This window comes from Mycobacterium florentinum (assembly GCF_010730355.1).
Classification (GTDB): Bacteria; Actinomycetota; Actinomycetes; order Mycobacteriales; family Mycobacteriaceae; genus Mycobacterium; species Mycobacterium florentinum.
This window is the reverse complement of the sequence record NZ_AP022576.1, coordinates 5,430,955-5,448,983: the sequence shown is the minus strand read 5'-3', so window position 1 is coordinate 5,448,983 and position 18,029 is coordinate 5,430,955. Positions and strand designations below refer to the sequence as shown.

General features: G+C 67.2%; 10 protein-coding genes and 1 tRNA gene. 1 reads left to right on the top strand and 10 read right to left on the bottom strand.

Annotation, left to right across the window (positions count from 1 at the left end; all coding sequences use genetic code 11):
• Window positions 1–3: 3 nt before the first annotated feature.
• From G6N55_RS25815 to lipQ, 10 genes are all read right to left on the bottom strand, one after another.
• On the bottom strand, window positions 4–630 hold the full coding sequence (locus G6N55_RS25815) for a hypothetical protein (protein ID WP_085221222.1): 627 nt from the start codon (window positions 628–630) through the stop codon (window positions 4–6).
• Window positions 631–662: 32 nt separating this feature from the next.
• Window positions 663–1,076 (bottom strand): acyl-CoA thioesterase, encoded by a 414-nt coding sequence (locus G6N55_RS25810; RefSeq protein WP_085220762.1) that lies wholly within the window; start codon window positions 1,074–1,076, stop codon window positions 663–665.
• The gene (locus tag G6N55_RS25805) at window positions 1,073–5,905 is read right to left on the bottom strand and encodes an NAD-glutamate dehydrogenase (protein WP_085220763.1); all 4,833 of its coding nucleotides are present in this window, start codon (window positions 5,903–5,905) and stop codon (window positions 1,073–1,075) included. Before G6N55_RS25805 ends, G6N55_RS25810 begins: the two co-directional genes overlap by 4 nt.
• Window positions 5,906–6,007: 102 nt before the next feature.
• Window positions 6,008–7,684 carry an energy-dependent translational throttle protein EttA gene (gene ettA / locus G6N55_RS25800; protein ID WP_085220764.1) on the bottom strand — a complete coding sequence of 559 codons (1,677 nt, stop codon included), beginning with the start codon at window positions 7,682–7,684 and terminating at the stop codon, window positions 6,008–6,010.
• A gap of 85 nt (window positions 7,685–7,769) precedes the next feature.
• Window positions 7,770–8,252: a single-stranded DNA-binding protein gene (locus tag G6N55_RS25795; RefSeq protein ID WP_085221223.1), complete on the bottom strand. Its 483-nt coding sequence runs from the start codon at window positions 8,250–8,252 to the stop codon at window positions 7,770–7,772.
• Window positions 8,253–8,515: 263 nt separating this feature from the next.
• Window positions 8,516–10,561 (bottom strand): cytochrome c oxidase assembly protein, encoded by a 2,046-nt coding sequence (locus tag G6N55_RS25790; protein ID WP_085220765.1) that lies wholly within the window; start codon window positions 10,559–10,561, stop codon window positions 8,516–8,518.
• 37 nt (window positions 10,562–10,598) lie between these two features.
• The gene (locus tag G6N55_RS25785) at window positions 10,599–12,953 is read right to left on the bottom strand and encodes a glycerol-3-phosphate 1-O-acyltransferase (RefSeq protein WP_085220766.1); all 2,355 of its coding nucleotides are present in this window, start codon (window positions 12,951–12,953) and stop codon (window positions 10,599–10,601) included.
• Entirely contained in the window at window positions 12,950–14,719 is a 1,770-nt protein-coding gene (locus G6N55_RS25780; RefSeq protein WP_085220767.1) for an HAD-IB family hydrolase/lysophospholipid acyltransferase family protein, read from the bottom strand. Before G6N55_RS25780 ends, G6N55_RS25785 begins: the two co-directional genes overlap by 4 nt.
• Window positions 14,716–16,188, bottom strand: a complete 1,473-nt coding sequence (locus G6N55_RS25775; RefSeq protein WP_085220768.1) for a WS/DGAT/MGAT family O-acyltransferase — start codon at window positions 16,186–16,188, stop codon at window positions 14,716–14,718. The genes G6N55_RS25780 and G6N55_RS25775 overlap by 4 nt, the downstream gene beginning before the upstream one ends.
• Before the next feature lie 184 nt (window positions 16,189–16,372).
• The gene (lipQ, locus tag G6N55_RS25770) at window positions 16,373–17,620 is read right to left on the bottom strand and encodes an esterase LipQ (RefSeq protein WP_085220769.1); all 1,248 of its coding nucleotides are present in this window, start codon (window positions 17,618–17,620) and stop codon (window positions 16,373–16,375) included.
• Window positions 17,621–17,806: 186 nt separating this feature from the next.
• Here lipQ and G6N55_RS25765 point away from each other — a divergent pair.
• Window positions 17,807–17,880: transfer RNA gene (locus G6N55_RS25765), tRNA-Arg, on the top strand.
• Window positions 17,881–18,029: the final 149 nt, after the last annotated feature.

Genomic DNA, 18,029 nt, shown 5'->3' with positions numbered 1-18,029 from the left:
CGCTCAGCGCAGCAGCAGCGCCGCCTGGCCGCGACGGCGGTACACCGATCCGAAGCGCGCGTCGAGACGTAACCACGCCGGAAGGGTCCGGACCCGGATCATTTCGCTCGCGTCGATTGCATCCCTTGACTGCGGCAGGAAACCCATTGCGGTCAAAGCGAACACACAACGCATCGGCAGCCCCACGCTGGTGTCAGCGGAGCTGACCCGGACCACCTCCTGGTCGAGTAGCGAGGCCGGCGGGCCGTGCGCGCTGCTGTGCTCCTTGGCCAGTCGCACTCCTTCTTGCGCCAGGTCCAGCATCACCTGGGCCGGCACGTCGTCGAGGTAGGTGAAGCCGGATTCCGGTGGCAGCGCACTGCGCCACGACGAGTCCATCGTGAAACCGGGATCGACGTAGCCGGTGTCGTCCATCGCCGACAGCCCACGCGCCAGCCCGTTCGCGGCGACGGTCATGTCCTCGGGCCGCACCTGGCCCACCACCACCCGGCTGGCCAGCACGTCGAAACCCGTTGCCATCCAGGCGGTTAGCAAGCCCGAAGATCGAGCCCGCAACCGAACGACCGCGGCATCGTCAAGGCGTACAGCGTGATCGACGAACGCGGCCAGGTCGGCGCGGTGGGCCTGCATCGATGCCGGGCCCAGCCACAGTCCGCGATCGGCTAACGCAGCCACCGTTGCAAATACTCCCGATGCTGTGGCGAAAGTCGCACCAGCCGCTGCTCCTGGATGTGAACGGCGGCCAGCTGCGACTCGGCGATGACGGCCGGCTTGGACTCCGGATCGGCACTGACCGACCGCACCTCGTAGCCCAGCGTGAAGTCGACCGTCCGCAGCTGCTTGGTCCAGATGGTCACCTGCAGAGGCGAATCCACCAACTTCAGCTGCGCTTTGTAGGTGACGCGCACGTCGGCGATCAGCAGGCCGATCTCCAAGATATCGACCTCGAAGGCCGGCTTGAGGAAGGGAACCCGTGACTCTTCCAGCAGCGTGACCATCGTGGCGTGGTTGACGTGTTGATACATGTCGATGTCCGACCAGCGCACCGGCACCGACGCGACGTATCCGACGGTCACCCGGACGTCCCCCGCCCGCTGGTGCGGGTCATGCGACGGATCTGCCGGGCGGCCACCGACAGCGTCGCGAGGTCCTCGCCGCCGCTGGCATAGATTTCGGTGAGCGTGCGCCGCGCCCGCTCCACCCGGGACGCGCTGATGTGCTCCCACTCCGCGATCTTCTCTTCCCCACTTTCGTCCGGTTCCCCCACCGCCAGCACGTCGAGACACAGCGATCGCAGCGAGGCGTAGATGTCGTCGCGAATCGCCAAGCGCGCCAACGAATGCCAGCGGTCGTAGCGCGGCAGCGCGGAGATCGCGGTGAGCAGGCCGTCGGTGCCCAGCCGGTCCATCAGCGCGAAGTACGTGTCCGCGACGTCGGCGGGATCGGTCTCGGTGATGTCGGCGATGTCGATGATGTCGAGCAGGCTGAAGCGGTACAGCCCGGCCGCCACCAGGTAGGCCAGCTCTTCGGGCGCGCCTTGGGCGGCGAACGCCGCGGCTTCCTGTTCGACGATGGCCTTGTCGTCACCGCGCAGCCAATCCGACATGCGCGGGGTCAGCGTTTTGACCTTGGCGGCGAACCGGTTGATCTCGGCGCCGACGGCCAGCGGCTGCGGCCGGTAGTTGAGCAGCCAGCGTCCGGCCCGGTCGATCAGTCGTCGCGTGTCCAGCGTCATCCGGTCCGACACCGCGACCGGGATGTCCGCCGCGCGGATACCGCGCCAGATCTGGTCGATACCGAAGATCGCGTCGGTGGCGACCCAGGTGCGCACCGCGTCGATGTGCCCGACGCCGACATCCTGGGTGAGCCGGTAGGCATAGCTGATGCCGGCGGCGTCCACCATGTCGTTGATCAGCATCGTCGTGACGATCTCGCGGCGTAGCTGATGAGTACGGATCTCCGGGGTGAACCGTTCGCGCAAAGGTGTTGGGAAATACCGGGGCAGCCGTGAGGCGAAGACGTCCTGCTCCGGCAGCTCGGTGGTCAGCATCTCCGCTTTGAGGAGCAGCTTGACGTGAGCCATCAGCGTGCACAGCTCGGGCGAGGTGAGCCCGAGACCGGCCTCGGTGCGCCGCGCGATTTCCTTCTCCGATGGCAGGGCTTCCAGTTCGCGGTCGACGCCGTTCTCCTCGAGGTACTTGATCTGCATCGCGTGCACCGGCAGCAGGCTCGCGGCGTTGGCGCGGCTGGTGCCCACCAGGTCGTTCTGGTCCTCGTTGTCGGCGAGCACCAGTTTGGCGACCTCGTCGGTCATCGATTCCAGCAGCGCGCTGCGCTCGTCGGCGTTCACCTTGCCGCCGGTGACCAGCGAGTCGATCAGGATCTTGATGTTGACCTCGTGGTCGGAGCAATCCACGCCGGCGGAGTTGTCCATCGCGTCGGTGTTGACCCGCCCACCGGCCAGGTCGAACTCGACGCGACCCAGGGCCGTCACGCCGAGGTTGCCGCCCTCGCCGATCACCTTGGCGCGCAACTGGTTTCCGTTGACCCGCACCGGGTCGTTGGCACGATCGCCGACGTCGGCGTCGGACTCGGACTCGGCTTTGACGTAGGTACCGATGCCGCCGTTGAACAGCAGGTCCACCGGCGCCAGCAGGATCGCCTTGATCAGGTTGGGCGGAGCCATCTCGGTGATCTCGTCGTCGATGCCGAGCGCCAGGCGCACCTGCGGGCTGATCGGGATCGCCTTTTGCTCGCGGCTGTACACCCCGCCGCCCTCGCTGATCAACGACTTGTCGTAGTCCTCCCAGCTGGACCGCGGCAGGTCGAACATCCGCCGGCGTTCCGGCCACGTCGCCGCCGCGTCGGGGTCGGGGTCCAAGAAGATGTGCCGGTGATCGAAGGCGGCGATCAGCCTGATGTGCTTGCTCAACAGCATGCCGTTGCCGAACACGTCGCCGCTCATGTCGCCGACGCCGACCACCGTGAAGTCCTCGGTTTGGGTGTCGACGCCCATCTCGCGGAAGTGTCGCTTGACGGCTTCCCAGGCGCCCTTGGCGGTGATGCCCATCGCCTTGTGGTCGTAGCCGACCGATCCGCCGGACGCGAAGGCGTCGCCCAGCCAGAAGCCGTAGGAGTGGGCGACGTCGTTGGCGATGTCGGAGAAGGTGGCGGTGCCCTTGTCCGCGGCGACCACCAGGTAGGCGTCGTCGCCGTCGCGGCGAATCACCTGCGGTGGCGGGCTGACCTTGCCGGTGGAGTGGTCGACATTGTCGGTGACGTCGAGCAATCCGGAGATGAAGAGCTGATAGCAGGCGACGCCCTCGGCGCGGGTCGCGTCGCGGTCGGCCGCGGCATCCCCGGTGGGCAGCGGCGGTCGCTTGAGGACGAATCCACCCTTGGCCCCGACCGGCACGATGACGGCGTTCTTGACCGCCTGCGCCTTGACCAGGCCCAGGATCTCGGTGCGGAAGTCGTCGCGCCGGTCCGACCAGCGCAACCCGCCGCGCGCCACCGGGCCGAACCGCAGGTGCACGCCCTCGACACGCGGTGAGTAGATGAAGATTTCGTACTTGGGCCGCGGCAGCGGAAGCTCGTCGACCAGCTGGGCATCCAGCTTGATCGCCAGCACGTTGCGAGCCCGGGCCGAACCTTCGCGTGTCACAAAGTAATTCGTGCGCAACGTCGCCTGCACCAGTGACGCGAAGGCGCGCAGGATGCGGTCGGTGTCCAGACTGACCAGCGCGTCGATGTCCGCGGCGACCGCGGCGGCGGCCGTTTGCGCATCGCGGCTCGTCGCCGATCCCGCGGTGCTGGGATCGAAAAGCGCTTCAAACAGCCGCACCAGCGATCGCGCGGTCGAGGGGTGCTCGTTGAGCACCGATTCGATGTAGGCCTGGCTGTAGGGAAAGTTGGCCTGCCGCAAGTACTTTGCGTAGGCGCGCAGCAGCACGACCTGCTGCCAGCTCAGCCCGGCGCGCATCACCAGCTCGTTGAACCGGTCGACCTCGACGCGGCCGTGCCAAATCGCGGTGACCGCTTCGGCGAATCGTTCCGCCGTCGCGTCCCGGTCGGCCTGCGTCTGCGCCAGCTGGATGGTCGGGTGCGGCGAGATGCGGAACTGATAGATCCACACCGGCAATCCGTCCGGCCGGACGACCGTGAACGGGCGCTCCTCGAGCACCACCACACCCATGCTCTGCAGCATCGGCAGCAGCTGGCTCAGCGAGGCGCTGTGCCCGCCCAGGAACCAGGTCAGTTGCGCGGTTTCCTCGCCGCGATCGGTGAATACCAGCTTGACCGAATCGTCGGTCAGCTCCTTGATGATGCTGATGTGGCCGAGCGCGTCGTCGGGCGTCAGCGCCGACTTGTAGCCCTCGGAGAAGGCGTCGGCGTAGTGCTCGGCGTCGGCGTGCGAGATCCCGCCGGCAGGCGCGGCGGCGACGAGCCGGTCGGACCAGGTGCGCGCGGCCTCGCTGACCAGCGCCTGGATTCGCATCCGGTTGGTTTCGGAGACGTCGACCGGGCCCGCATCTTCGGGCAGTCTCACCATGAAATGCATGAGCGCCCAAGGCGATTCACTGACGCGCGCGGTGAATTCCAGCCGCGTGCCACCGAATTCGCGAACCAGGATGTCCTCGATCTGCAACCGCACGGCGGTGGTGTAGCGATCCCGCGGCACATACACCAGGCACGAGACGAAGTAGCGCAGCCGGTCGGCCCGCACGAACAACAACGCTCGCCGTTGGGATCCCAGATCCACGACGGCCTTGGCCATCGTGAAAAGCCGCTCGCCGCTGAGCGTGAACAGCTCCGAGCGCGGGACGGTCTGGATCACGTCGAGGATCAACTGAGCCGGATGGGCGGGGTCGTTGTCGGCCATCGCCAGCGCCTCGCGGACCCGGCGCGAGATCGCCGGGATCTCCAGGACATCGGCGTTCATCGCGGCGACGGTGAACAGCCCGACGAAGCGGTGCTCGATCACGCCGCCGTCGACGTATTCGCGCACCCCGACGGCATAGGGGTAGGCCCCGTAGCGCAGATAGCTACCGACCGTGGCCTGAGCCAGGACCAGCAGTTTGTCGTCGTCGGTCAGCCGCGGCCGAGAACCGGTCCGACTGCGCAGCACGCCGAGATCGCTGGTCCCGTCGCCGGAGACCAGACCGTCATGCACCCGGCATCGCTGGTAGCCCAGCAACAGAAAATTGCCGTCACCCAGCCAGCGCAGCAGTGCCGCGACATCCTCGCGGTCGGGCGCCGTGAATCGCCCACCGACGTTGGTTTCGACGTCTGCGGCCAGATTGCTCAGGGCGGCGATGATCCCCGCCGCATCGGAGGCCACCTGTTGGACGTCGCTGAGAACCCGCGGCAGCAATTTTTCGACCTCGGCGAGCGCCTTGGTGTCGACCGACGGCACGAACTGGATGTGGATCCAGGCCTCGCCGACGTATTGCGGCGTGCCGGGCGCTTTGGGTTCGATGCTGAGTAGGTCGCCCGACGGGTTGCGCTGGACGTCGAACACCGGGGTCATCAGTGCGGAGTATGAGACGCCGAGTCGGTGCAGCAGCACCGTGACGGAGTCCATCAACATGCCACCGTGGTCGGTGACGACCTGCAGCGCGGGCCCGAAACCCGCGGGATCCTCGGGCGGGTAGACCGCGACGCAGCTCTCGCCGGGCGGCCGGTGCTCGCCGAGCCGGTAGTGGGCACTCAGCAACGCCGGGGTGAGGATGGCGGCCGGGATGTTCAGGTCGATGACGCCGGTTTCGAGGGTTCCGGGTTCTTTGTCGTGGGGGCCGCGATAGGTCTCGATGTAGGCCTTGGAGATCCACTCGGGCACGTCCGACATCGAGGAGAACGCGGTCCACGGCGTCGTTTGCTGCTTCGGTCCCGAACGGATCGTCATGCCGCTAGCTCCCTACTCCGCACGGATGGCCCTACGCTCAGTCACCGCACTTCTCGGCGACCGATCGGCCGCGTCGTCGCGGGGCAGCTGGCAGAGCTGACACTAGTCCCGCGTCAGCTTGCGGTGCGTCACCCGGTGCGGCCTGGCGGCCTCGACTCCGAGTCGTTCCACCTTGTTTTCCTCGTATGCACCGAAGTTGCCCTCGAACCAGAACCACTTGGCCTCGTTGTCGTCGTCGCCCTCCCAGGCCAGGATGTGCGTGCAGGTGCGGTCGAGGAACCAGCGGTCGTGCGAAATCACCACTGCGCAACCGGGGAATTGTTCCAGCGCGTTCTCCAGCGAACCCAACGTTTCGACGTCGAGGTCGTTGGTCGGTTCGTCGAGCAGGATCAGGTTGCCGCCCTGCTTGAGCGTCAGCGCCAGGTTCAGCCGGTTGCGCTCACCACCGGAGAGCACCCCGGCCGGCTTCTGCTGGTCGGGGCCCTTGAATCCGAACGCCGACACATACGCACGGGACGGCACCTCGGTCTGGCCGACGACGATGTGGTCGAGCCCGTCGGAGACGACCTGCCAGACGGTCTTTTTCGGATCGATCCCCGCGCGGCTCTGGTCGACGTAGCTGAGCTTCACGGTCTCGCCGACCTTGACCGTGCCGCTGTCCGGCTCCTCGAGCCCGACGATGGTTTTGAACAGCGTGGTCTTACCGACACCGTTGGGACCGATGACGCCGACGATGCCGTTGCGGGGCAGGGTGAACGACAGATCCTTGATCAGGGTGCGCCCGTCGTAGCCCTTGTCCAGGTGATCGACCTCGACCACCACATTGCCCAGCCGGGGCCCGACCGGTATCTGGATCTCCTCGAAATCGAGCTTGCGCGTCTTCTCCGCCTCGGCGGCCATTTCGTCGTAGCGCTGCAGCCGGGCCTTGCTCTTGGCCTGGCGCGCCTTGGCGCCCGAGCGCACCCAGGCCAGTTCCTCTTGCAAACGCTTCTGCAGCTTGGCGTCCTTGCGGCCCTGCACCGCGATTCGCTCGGCCTTCTTCTCCAGGTAGGTCGAGTAGTTGCCTTCGTAGGGGTAGGCGCGGCCGCGGTCGAGTTCCAGGATCCATTCGGCGACGTTGTCCAGGAAGTAACGGTCGTGGGTGACGGCCAGGATCGCGCCCGCGTAGCTGGCCAGATGCTGTTCGAGCCACTGCACACTCTCGGCGTCCAGGTGGTTGGTCGGCTCGTCGAGCAGCAGCAGGTCGGGCTTGGACAGCAGCAGCTTGCACAGCGCCACCCGGCGACGCTCACCACCGGACAGGTTGGTCACCGGCTCGTCGGGCGGCGGGCAGCGCAGCGCATCCATCGCCTGCTCGAGCTGCGAGTCGAGGTCCCACGCGTCGGCATGGTCCAGCTCCTCTTGCAGCCGGCCCATCTCCTCCATCAGCTCGTCCGAGTAGTCGGTGGCCATCAGCTCGGCGACCTCGTTGAAGCGGTCGAGCTTGACCTTGATCTCGCCCAGGCCCTCTTCCACGTTGCCGCGAACGGTCTTCTCCTCGTTCAGCGGCGGCTCCTGCAGCAGGATGCCGACCGTCGCATCGTTGGCCAGGAATGCATCGCCGTTGTTCGGCTTGTCCAGACCGGCCATGATCCGCAAGACGCTCGACTTACCGGCGCCGTTAGGGCCGACGACACCGATCTTGGCGCCCGGGAAAAAGCTCAGCGTGACGTCGTCCAGGATCACCTTGTCGCCGTGCGCCTTGCGGACCTTTTTCATCGTGTAGATGAACTCAGCCATGCCGCGGTTTTGCCTTTCTGGTGTTCGAGAATGATCTCGCGACCATCCTAGGCATCACCCAAGGGCGCCGACCCGACGCCGTCGGCTAGGCGGACAGAGACAGCGAGCTGGGGTCCTCGGCGCCGTCGCCGGATTCGGCCGCGTCATCCTCGGCGACCGGCTCGACCGTGGTGTCGCCGACCACGGCCGCCGGTTCCGCGTCGGGGCCGGTGTAGCCGGGCTTTTCGACGCGCACGATCGCGCGCGAGACATCGGGCCCCACGGACGTCGCGCGCATCTCCAGCGACGAACGCCGATTGCCATCACGGTCCTCGTACTCGCTGGTGTAGACGAAGCCGACCACGATCACCGGGGCGCCCTTGCCGAGCGCGGCCCCGACGCCGGTGACCAACTTGCCCCAGCAATTGACATTGATGAACAGCGAATTCCCCGGCTCCCAGCCGCCGTCGGCGGTGCGGCGGCGCGAATTGCTGGCGACGCGAAACTTCATGACCTCCTGACTTCCGACCTGCCGACGCTCGGGATTGTTGACGATGTGACCGACCACGGTAAGGGGTGTTTCGAACATGACTTGGTTCCTTTCGTATTGCGCGTGACTGATGCCCATTGAGCGCTGGGGCACCGACGACTCACCGGCAATCCGGTCCGATCGCCGGCAGGCTCTGTGGACAAACTCGCGACTGTGGAAAGGACGCGAGGCGCCGTCGGCGGCGGCCAGGTCACCGACGGGCCGCTCAATTGCGCGACACCCGGTGAAACGCACATCCGCTCCCCGCCCGATCCGCGAGCGTAACCTCACTGCGAAAATCCGCGCCGGAAACCGCCGTGACGTTACGCTCGCGGATCGGGCGAAGCGGGTCCCTGAGACGCGGGCCGCGGCCTCGAGCCGCGGGCCATTTCGGCCAGCATCGCGTTGTAGGCGGTCAGATCGGCGTCGTCGTCGCGGTCGGCGGCCCGATCCAGGCGCCGCGCGGTGCGCGCGTCGCTGCGGGCCCACTGCACCAGCAGCGCGAGCATGACGATGACGAGCGGCACTTCGCCTGCCGCCCAAGCGATTCCGCCGCCCAAGTGTTGATCGCCCAGCAGGTCGGTATGCCAACTCAAGCCCAGCGACCGGTAGTAGGCCTCGCCCAGCACGGTCGGGGTGCCCATCAGTTCCACGCCGAAGAACGCGTGCATGGGCAGCGACGCGAACACCACGCCCACCTTGGCCAGCGGCGGGATCGGACGCGGCGTGGGGTCCACACCGATCACCACCCAATAGAAGAGGTAGCCGCTGACCAGGAAGTGCACGTTCATCGCCAGATGCCCGGCGTGGCTGGCGACCGCGCCGTCGAAGATCGAGGTGAAGTACAGGCCGTAGAAGCCCGCGACGAACAGCACCGTGGCCACGATCGGATTGGTCAGGATGCGCGACACCCGGCTGTGCAGGGCGGCCAGCAGCCATTCGCGCATGCCCGGCGGGTCGTCGCGGCCGGCGGCGGGCAGCGCCCGCAGCGCCAGGCTCACCGGCGCGCCCAGCACCAGCAGGATCGGCACCAGCATCGACAGCCCCATGTGCGCGGCCATGTGCATGCTGAACATCGCCGGCATGTAGCGGCCGACCCCGGATGATGTGACGAACAGCAGGGTCAGACAGCCCAACAACCAGGCCACGATCCGGCCGGACGGCCAGTGATCGCCGCGGCGGCGCAGCCGCAGCACCCCCGCCACATACAGCGCGGCCAAAAGGATTGCGGCCGTACCGAAGACCAGATCGAAGCGCCAATCGAACAGGACGCGCGCCACCGTCGGCCCGCCCTCGAAGTCGTAACCGATCTCGGCCTCAGGAATCGACGGCAGCCGGACCGGCGGTGGTGGCGGTGGGGTACGGCCGAGTCCGACCGCGACGCCGAACGTCACGCCGAACAGGGCCGCCTCGACCAGCGCCAGCCGGATCAGGCCGCTGCGCGACGTGGGATCACGTTGCAGCGCAACGACTCCGGCGCGCCGTTGCCGCCAGCCCAGGACCCCGAGCGCACCCAGCGCGACGACCTTGACCAGCACCAGCCGCCCGTATGTCGTGGTCAGCAGGTCCGACGGCAGCAGCCGCACCAGGGCGTTCATCACGCCGCTGAGCGCCATCGCGACCCAGCACCACAATGCGATCGTCGAGAACCGCCGGGCGGCCAGGGCGAGGTGGTCGCCACCGCGCAGCGCGTGTGCGAGCACGGCCAGCAGCCCGCCGGCCCACAGGCTGGCGGCGACGAGGTGGATCAACAGGCTATTGGTGGCCAGGTCATGCGAGCCGCCGGCCGACGAGTGGCCCGTCAGGCCCAGCGGGATCAGGGTGACCAGCGAGCCGGCCAACAGCAGCGGCGTCCACGACCAGCGCAGCACCGCCAAGCTGGCCAGCGTGACGCCGGCGGCCAGAAACGCCGTCCAGCGCCACGACGAGGCGGTGTTGACCAGGCTGGCCAGCGACCAGAGCCGCACCGGATTGAGGATCTCGGCCAGCCGGTGCCCGGAGACGTCGGAGATGGTCAGCGGGATCAGCAGGAGAGCACACACCGCCCAGGCGCCCGACGCGACCGTCCCCACCCGAAGCGCGCGGTATCCATCGGCGTCGAGCACGCCGGACTTCTGCGGCGGCACCAGGAAGGCCGCGAACAGAAACGACCCCACGGCCAGCACCGCGGCGATCTCACCCGCCGCCCGGACGAACGGCAGACCCAGCGTGGTTGCCGGGCCCGGATTGGGCAGTCCGGTGGCGGTCAGCGCGTCGGCCAGCGACAACGCCCCGATGCCGGCGGCCGTGCAACCGGCCAGCACCGCGACGCCGGTAAGCAGCGGCCACACCAGCTCTCTGGCTTTGGCTGCGGACTGGCCGACCGTCATACATCCAGGGTATGGGCGGGCGCCCGCAACACCCCCACTACCCGGCCTGGTGAGCGGTGCGCTCCTGTCGCGCCTGGAATTCGCGGGCCACGAATTGGTTGCGGGCGATGTGCTCGACGTAACTGAAGTCCCGCAGAATCGCCCGCAATTCCCGCCGGAAGGCGATCCGGCGTTCGGTGAGATCCGGGGCCGGCGCGATCAGATCCTGATCGGCGACGACCTGACGCGCGGTGGCAAAGAGCAGTGTCGACACCGACTCGCTGCTGCGCACCCGGGTCTGCGCCACGTATTGCCGGCCGACCCCGAGTGCGGACTCGGTGAGTTCCTGCTGCCCGACATCGGCCGGCGCATCACGCAACACGTCGGCGACGATCTCGTAGGCCTCGAAGAACACCCGCAGCATCGCGTCGGACATCAACGGCCGCTTGGCGAACAGCAGCGCGTCGATCGCGGCGCCGCCGGTCGCGACGTGGGCCTCCCAATCGTCATGCCATGCCATCTCTTCGGCGATGTTGTCGCGGAACGCGGTCGAATCGGCAAAGTAGAAGTCGAATTTCAGCAGATCGCGCAGCCGCATCGCCTGCGCCCAAAACGCCTCCATGCGGTCGCCTTCGGTGTGCCGGGCATGCGCCAGGGCGAGTTCGACGATCGAGGTCTCCAGGAACGCGTGGATCACCGAGTTCCGGTAGAACGCCGCGGCGTGCTCCTTGTCGGGCGCGATCAGCCACACGGGCTCGCGACCACCGTCCACGCGGGTGATCGGATGCCCGTTGGACAATGCGTCGACGGCCGCGCGCACACCGTCGGGCCTGCGCAGCCGCAACGCGCTCGTCGACACCGGGGTGTGCTTACGGTCCAGGTAGTCCAGTGAGTCCTGCAAGGTGTGGTGCAGTTGGTCGAGCGTCAGCGCCGCACCGCGAGTGGTCAGCAGCAACGCGCACACCAAACCGGTCGCCGTCACCGGGGTTGCGCGCAGGATCCGCCACGCTACCTCGAACGACATCTTCTGCAGCGCAAGACGTTTCGCGTCCTCATCCTGAGCCAGCGGGCCATGCTGCGGGCCGAGGTACTGCCGCATGGAGACCGCTTCGGGGAATCGGACGTAGATCTTGCCGTAGTTGCGTTCACCCTGGGCCTTGATGAAGTTGTACAGCCACAGCACGCCCTCCGGGGTCTTCTCTCCACCGCGGGCGTAGGCGGCGTATTCGGCTGTCTCGTGCAGCTGGTCGAAGCCGATCGAAACGGGTTGCAGCAGAATGTCTTCGCTGCGGCCATCCAGATACGCGTTGGCCACGTACGACATCAGACCAAGCTTGGGGGGCAGCATCTTGCCGGTGCGCGACCGAGTTCCCTCGATGGACCAGCTCAGGTTGAAACGCTTCTCGACGATGTAGCCGACGTATTCACGCAGCACGTACTTGTAGAGCGGATTATCGGCGATGTCGCGGCGGATGAAGATGACGCCGGAGCGCCGCAGCAGCGGGCCCATCAATCCGAACGACAGGTTGATCCCCGCGAACACGTGCACCGGCGGCAACCGGTTTTCCTGCATCGCGACCGGCACCACCGCGCCGTCGATGTAGGACCGGTGCGAGAACAGCAGCACCGCCGGGTGAATTTCCAGCCCGGTGCGCATCGCCGCGATCTGGAACGCGTCGTAGTCGATCTCCGGTTCGAATCCGCGGCAAATCGCCCTGGCCAGAACGGAAACCAGGTCGACGGACACCCGGCTCCAGCCGGTGGCCAATTCGTCGAGCATCCTGCCGGCCTCGTCGACGCTGGCGCCCGGGATCTTTTTCAGGCCGGCGCGAAATCGCGCGGATGCCAGAATCTCCGGCTTCAGCAGTCGCGGTGATTTGTATTGCGGCCCGAGGATCCGGTACTCGGCCCGCTCCAACGCCAAAAGGGCACGGCGCGTGACGAATTGGGCGAAATCACGCCCGTCCTCGCCGACGGTGGTGTCGCGCCACTGCTGGCGGAGTTCGGACACCTTGGCGGCCTCACCGGCCACCACCCGGGCCCGGTGGCGATCCTTGCTCAGGATGTGACGCTGCCGACGTTGGTTGGGGTGGTAGGGATCCCACCCGGGAAGCAGCCCGGCCAGCTTCGCGGCCCGGCCGCGATCCGGTGCCGGTAGCCAGAACACGCGCACCGGCACGATCGAGCGGTCTTCGACCGAATCCAGCTGATCCACCAGCAGATTCAGCGCGGTTGGCGGCGCATCGCCGGAGGGCAGTTTGAGCACGTCGAACTTCACATCCGGATTCCGGGCTCGCTGCTGGCTCAGCCATTCCATCACCAGCTGCGTCTCGATGCCGGACTCCATGGACGCCAGCACCAGCGAATCTTGCGCGGTCAGGACTGCGCTGGTGTTTGCGGCCGGTTGTGTCACGTGCGCCCTCGGGGCCTGGGCGACTCGCTGGTGCCGGGCTGGTCGGCACCGGGCTGCAGCGCCTCGCCGTCGTTGAGCGAGGACTCACTCGAATTCAGCTGCGGTGGCTGCGATTTGGCCGGGGGCTTGGCCTTGGCCGCGGACTTTCCAGGCGCGGCCTTTTTCGCCGGGGCTTTCTTCGCGGCAGCTTTCTTCGCGGGAGCCTTTGTCGCGGCGGCCTTGGCGGCCGGCTTGGCCCGGGGCTTCTTGGCCGCCTTCTTCTCGGCGTACAGATCGGCCTCGGGCAGTTCGTCTTCGGGCCAGTTGGCCAAGGTGTCCAGATACAGCTGGCGCACCTCGGCGATGTGGTCGGGTAGCGACTCGACCGTCCAGTCCGTCACGGGGATCGGCGGGAACACCGCGACGTCGACCGTGCCGGGGTTGATCGTGGTGGAGTTGCGGGCGGCGACGATCTCCGCGTTGCGAATAACGATGGGCACGATCGGAATTCCCGCCGCCATCGCAATGCGGAACGGCCCCTTCTTGAACGGCCCGACCTCGGTGGTGTCGATCCGGGTGCCCTCGGGGGCGATCAGAATCGACAGGCCCTTCTTGGCGCGCTCCTCAACCTCGGCCATCGTCTCGAGCGCGGCGACCGGATCGTCGCGGTCGATGAACACCCCGTCGGTCAGCCTGCCCAGCGTGCCGACGAGCGGGTCTTTTTGCAGTTCCTTTTTGCCGACCGCGATCCAGTTGTCGCGCACCAGCGCGCCGGCGATGACGGGGTCAACCTGGTTGCGGTGGTTGAAGATAAACACCGCCGGACGCTGTGCGGTCAGATGCTCCTTGCCGATGACGTTCAAGCTCACGCCGCTGGCTCCCAATAGCGTCTGGGGGAACGTCGAGGTGAAGAAGTTCACCCCACGCCGGCGGCTCAGCGTGAGTAGACCGACCCCGAGTGCGCCGGCCGCGACCGGGATCATCGAACCGATGCCGGCCAGCGTGCGCACCTGCGGCCGGATGCCCACGCTGCCGCGACTGCTGAATTCCAGGACCGGCCAACCCCGGCGCTTGGCGACGGCGGCCATCTTGCCTTCAGGGTTGGTGGGCCGCGGATTGCCCACCAGGTACATCAACGCGACGTCCTCGTCGCCGTCGGCATAGAAGTAGCTGTCTTTCAGGTCGATGTCGTGCTCGGCCGCAAACCGTTGCACCGCATCGGCTTTGCCCGGCCCCCACAAGATCGGCTCGACGACCTCGCCGGTCAGCAAGCCGTCCTCGTTGACCTTGAATTTGTTGGTGAGCGTGTTGGCGATCCCGAGGAAGCGGGCCACCGGATTGACCTGGATGGTCAGCGCCGACGAGCTGAGCACCACGGTGTGGCCGCGCGCTACGTGGGCGCGCACCAGCTCGCGCATCTCCGGGTAGATCCGCGACTCGATCCGCTGGGCGAAGAGCCGCTCGCCGATCTCCTCGAGGTCGCTCAGCATCCGGCCGCGCAGCGCCTCGGATGCCTTGCTGATCAGATCTTCGAACTCGAGGCGTCCGAGCCTATGGTTCAGACCGGCCTGAACCATGCTGAGCAGCTCCCCCACGCCCATGTCTCGTCGGCGCAAGCGCTCCTGGGTGAGGATAACCGCGGTAAACCCCGCGACCAGCGTTCCGTCCATGTCGAAGAATGCGCCGACTTTGGGCCCGGGGGCGCTGGCACGGATCTCGGCGACCGAGCCGGGCAACCGTAAATCCTTTGGGGGCGTTGGTATCTCGCGATCCTTTGCCGCGCTCATGAGCCCGACTCCGATCGGGAAACCGAATCGGCTTGCACAGCGAACGATGCCGGCACCGCATGCGGCGCCGGATCGCCGGCCAGCGCGAGAATCTCGTCGAAGCCCTCCAACAGGCATTGAGCGAACAAGGCTTCCTTTCGTACCGATGCTCTGTCGTAACGCACCGTGATGGTGCACCACCCGCCCCGCGAAATTAGCACCACCATCATCGCCACACCGGGCAGCGGGCCGATTCCATACTGCCGCAATACCTTTGCACCGGCGATGTAGGTGTCGCCCGGGTAAACGGGAACATTGCTGGCCTGCACGTCGGCGCCGACCACTGATCCGGTGATTCCCTCCAGCACGGCGGTGGGCAGCACACTGAGCACCGGTGCGATCGAGCCGATGATGTTCATCGCGGGCTCGTCGCGGCGCTGTGTCATCTGGGCACGGATCTTGCGCATCCGAGACACCGGATCCCCGGCCCCCACCGGCGCCGACAGATTGACACCGGTGAACCGATTGCCGCCGGCCGTGTCGGCGTCGGCCCGCAGGCTGACCGGCACCGCCATCGGCAGCGAGCCGATCGGGACACCGAGGGCCTGGTGGTAGCGCTGCAAGGCGCCGCACAAGCCGGCCAGATACGCGTCGTTGATCGATCCCCCGCCGGCTTTGGCGGCCTTGTGCAGATCGGCGAGCGGGATGTCGATCGCTTCGGAACGGGTGGCCAGACTGCGCCGGCGCAGCAGCGGCGACGGCTCGGCGGCCCGGTTGACGACCCGGATGCCGGAGATGGCGTAGTTCACGATCCCCGACACCGTCGACACCGGTTCCATCAGCACCCGCCCGGCCGCCGACACCGCGCCGGACAGCGCACCCACGACGCCACCGATCACGGCGACCGGCAAGTGGTTGAAGCCCTCGCGCATCAGGTCGTTGGGCGACAGATCCTGCGGGACCGGCAGCGGCGGCGTCGGCCGGGCTGGCGGATCGCGCTCGAGGTCGTAGATCTCGGCGAACATCTCGACACCGCCGACACCGTCGGTGACGGCGTGGCTGACGTGCAGCAACGTCGCGGCCTTGCCGTCGGGCAGGCCCTCGACCAGGGTGGCCGTCCACAGCGGCCGCGAGATGTCCAGCGGCGACTGCAGGATCAGCTCGGCGAGATCGAATACCTCACGCAGCGTGCCGGGTTCGGAGACGCGCACCCGCCGGACATGGAAGTCCAGGTTGAAGTCGGGGTCCACCACCCAGCGCGGATTGGCCGTCGGCAGCGTCGGCACGACGACCTTCTGCCGCAGCCGCAGCACCTTTCGCGACGCATTTTCAAACCGGGTGCGGAACCGGTCCCAGTCCGGCGTCGTGTCGAGGAGTTCCAGCGCCATGATCCCCGACCGGGTCCGCGGGTTCGCTTCGCCTCGATGCAGCAGATAGTCGACCGGCCCGAGCTCGTCGGACAATCCGGCGGCCCCCTCGGCCTCAGTCATGCTCGCCCACCCGACGCGCCAACCTCGTCACCGCCGTCAAGCCTCCTGCCTCAGCTCCGCCAACCGGATAGCCTCACCAACGCTAGTCGCGTTGACGCACTGGTGAAAGGCACGATTCGGTCGCTACGGCAGGTGCAGCGAACCGGCGGTTGAAACGTTGTCGCCGGTAGTGGAGCTGCGCAACTCAGCTGGCCGGCGTCGCCGACAGCGGCCACGAATCGAGCAGCGAGCTCGCCCGGCGCCCGTAGACGATGCCCAGGAAATCCGCGACGGACTTCGCCGCCAGCCGCGAGCGGGCCGTGGACAGGATGTCGAACGCGTGGTGAGCGTTGCCGAGTTCGGCGTACGCCACCAGCGGGGCCCCGGCGGCGCGCATCGCCGCGCAGAAGGTGCGGGCCTGCGTGCAGGGAACCAATTCGTCCTTCGCGCCGTGCAGCACGAAGAACGGGGGCGCTTCGTCGTGCACGTAGGTGATCGGCGACGCCGCCGCGAATCGCTCGGGTGTGTCGGCGTATCGAGCGCGCATCACGAACTGCTCGAGGAACGGCAGCATCAGTTCGTGCATCACCTCGGCGTTGGTGAAGTCGTAAACGCCGTAGTACGGCACCGCCGCCTGAACCGTGGTGTCGGCGTGTTCGAACCCGGGCTGAAAGCGCGGGTCGTTGGGCGTCAGCGCCGCCAACGAGGCCAGGTGGCCACCGGCCGAGCCGCCGGTGATCGCGATGAAGCCGGGATCGCCGCCGTAGTCGGCGATGTTCTCGCGGACCCAGGCGATCGCCCGCTTCACGTCGATCAGGTGCGCGGGAAAGGTGGACCGTGGGCTCTTGCTGTAGTCGATCGACACGCAGATCCAGCCGAGTTCGACCATGCGGCTCATCAACGTGTAGGCCTGGCCGCGTTTGCCGTTGACGGCCCATGCCCCGCCGGGGACCTGGATCAGCACCGGTGCGCGGCGGCCCGGCGCCAGGTCATGGCGCCGCCAGATGTCGAGGAGGTTGTCGCGAGCACTAGGTCCGTATGAAATGTCCGACGTCTCTGCGGCATACCGGGCATGTGGCCCGGGCCGGTGCAACAGCCCGCCACGGGGTGCGCACTCGGATTCCTCGCTGGTCGGGTGGCTCACCAGGTCCGCGTAGTCCGGCCCGAAGGACTCCTCGAGGGCAGCGGTGAGCGTTTGGTCCGCACGCTGCCCGGCCCAGGACGCGCCGACGCGACCGATGGCGGGTGCCGATACCCGGGACAACGCGTGCCCGGTCACGACATGCGGGGGAAATTCCGTGGACAACCAGCCGGCAAACCAGCCCAGGGCAAATGGCGATCCGCGCAGCAGCAGGGCGGCGGCCTTTGAGGCACCTCTGGCATCCGCTACCAGGCGAAACGCTTGGGAGCCCGCCCTCGCGTACCTCGCAGTCATGCTCATGGCCACGCCCATTTGAAACGGTCTCCTCGACCCTGTGCACACGCCTCGTTGCGGTTAACAGCTGCTTACCAGCTGGTGTTGTACGTGTGTCGAGGCTCAATACAATAACCGATTTCAATAGCGGTGCAAGGCTTTTCGCGCGTGTCGCGTCGGCGAGTCGGGGAGTCGCCGTTCGTTGGATAGACTGACCTGCGCATTGCCTCCGTAGCTCAGGTGGATAGAGCAAGGGCCTTCTAATCCCTAGGTCGCACGTTCGAGTCGTGCCGGGGGCACCGATCAGAAAGCGTTGCCACGGTCTTGAGGAAGCCGTGCGGCGTCACGCCGGGCGTCTCGAGCCCGTCGCGGACGGCTCTATCGTTTGCTGTGGGCCGACTTGCGGGCGCTGCGGGGGTCATTGAGAATTGGGACGGTCAGCATAAAG

Excerpts from the sequence above, each read along its gene's own strand:
- lipQ (WP_085220769.1), bottom strand. The coding sequence starts at position 17,620 with ATGGGCGTGGCCATGAGCATGACTGCGAGGTACGCGAGGGCGGGCTCC.
- ettA (WP_085220764.1), bottom strand. The coding sequence starts at position 7,684 with ATGGCTGAGTTCATCTACACGATGAAAAAGGTCCGCAAGGCGCACGGC.
- G6N55_RS25775 (WP_085220768.1), bottom strand. The coding sequence starts at position 16,188 with ATGACTGAGGCCGAGGGGGCCGCCGGATTGTCCGACGAGCTCGGGCCG.
- G6N55_RS25795 (WP_085221223.1), bottom strand. The coding sequence starts at position 8,252 with ATGTTCGAAACACCCCTTACCGTGGTCGGTCACATCGTCAACAATCCC.
- G6N55_RS25780 (WP_085220767.1), bottom strand. The coding sequence starts at position 14,719 with ATGAGCGCGGCAAAGGATCGCGAGATACCAACGCCCCCAAAGGATTTA.
- G6N55_RS25815 (WP_085221222.1), bottom strand. The coding sequence starts at position 630 with ATGCAGGCCCACCGCGCCGACCTGGCCGCGTTCGTCGATCACGCTGTA.
- G6N55_RS25805 (WP_085220763.1), bottom strand. The coding sequence starts at position 5,905 with ATGACGATCCGTTCGGGACCGAAGCAGCAAACGACGCCGTGGACCGCG.
- G6N55_RS25790 (WP_085220765.1), bottom strand. The coding sequence starts at position 10,561 with ATGACGGTCGGCCAGTCCGCAGCCAAAGCCAGAGAGCTGGTGTGGCCG.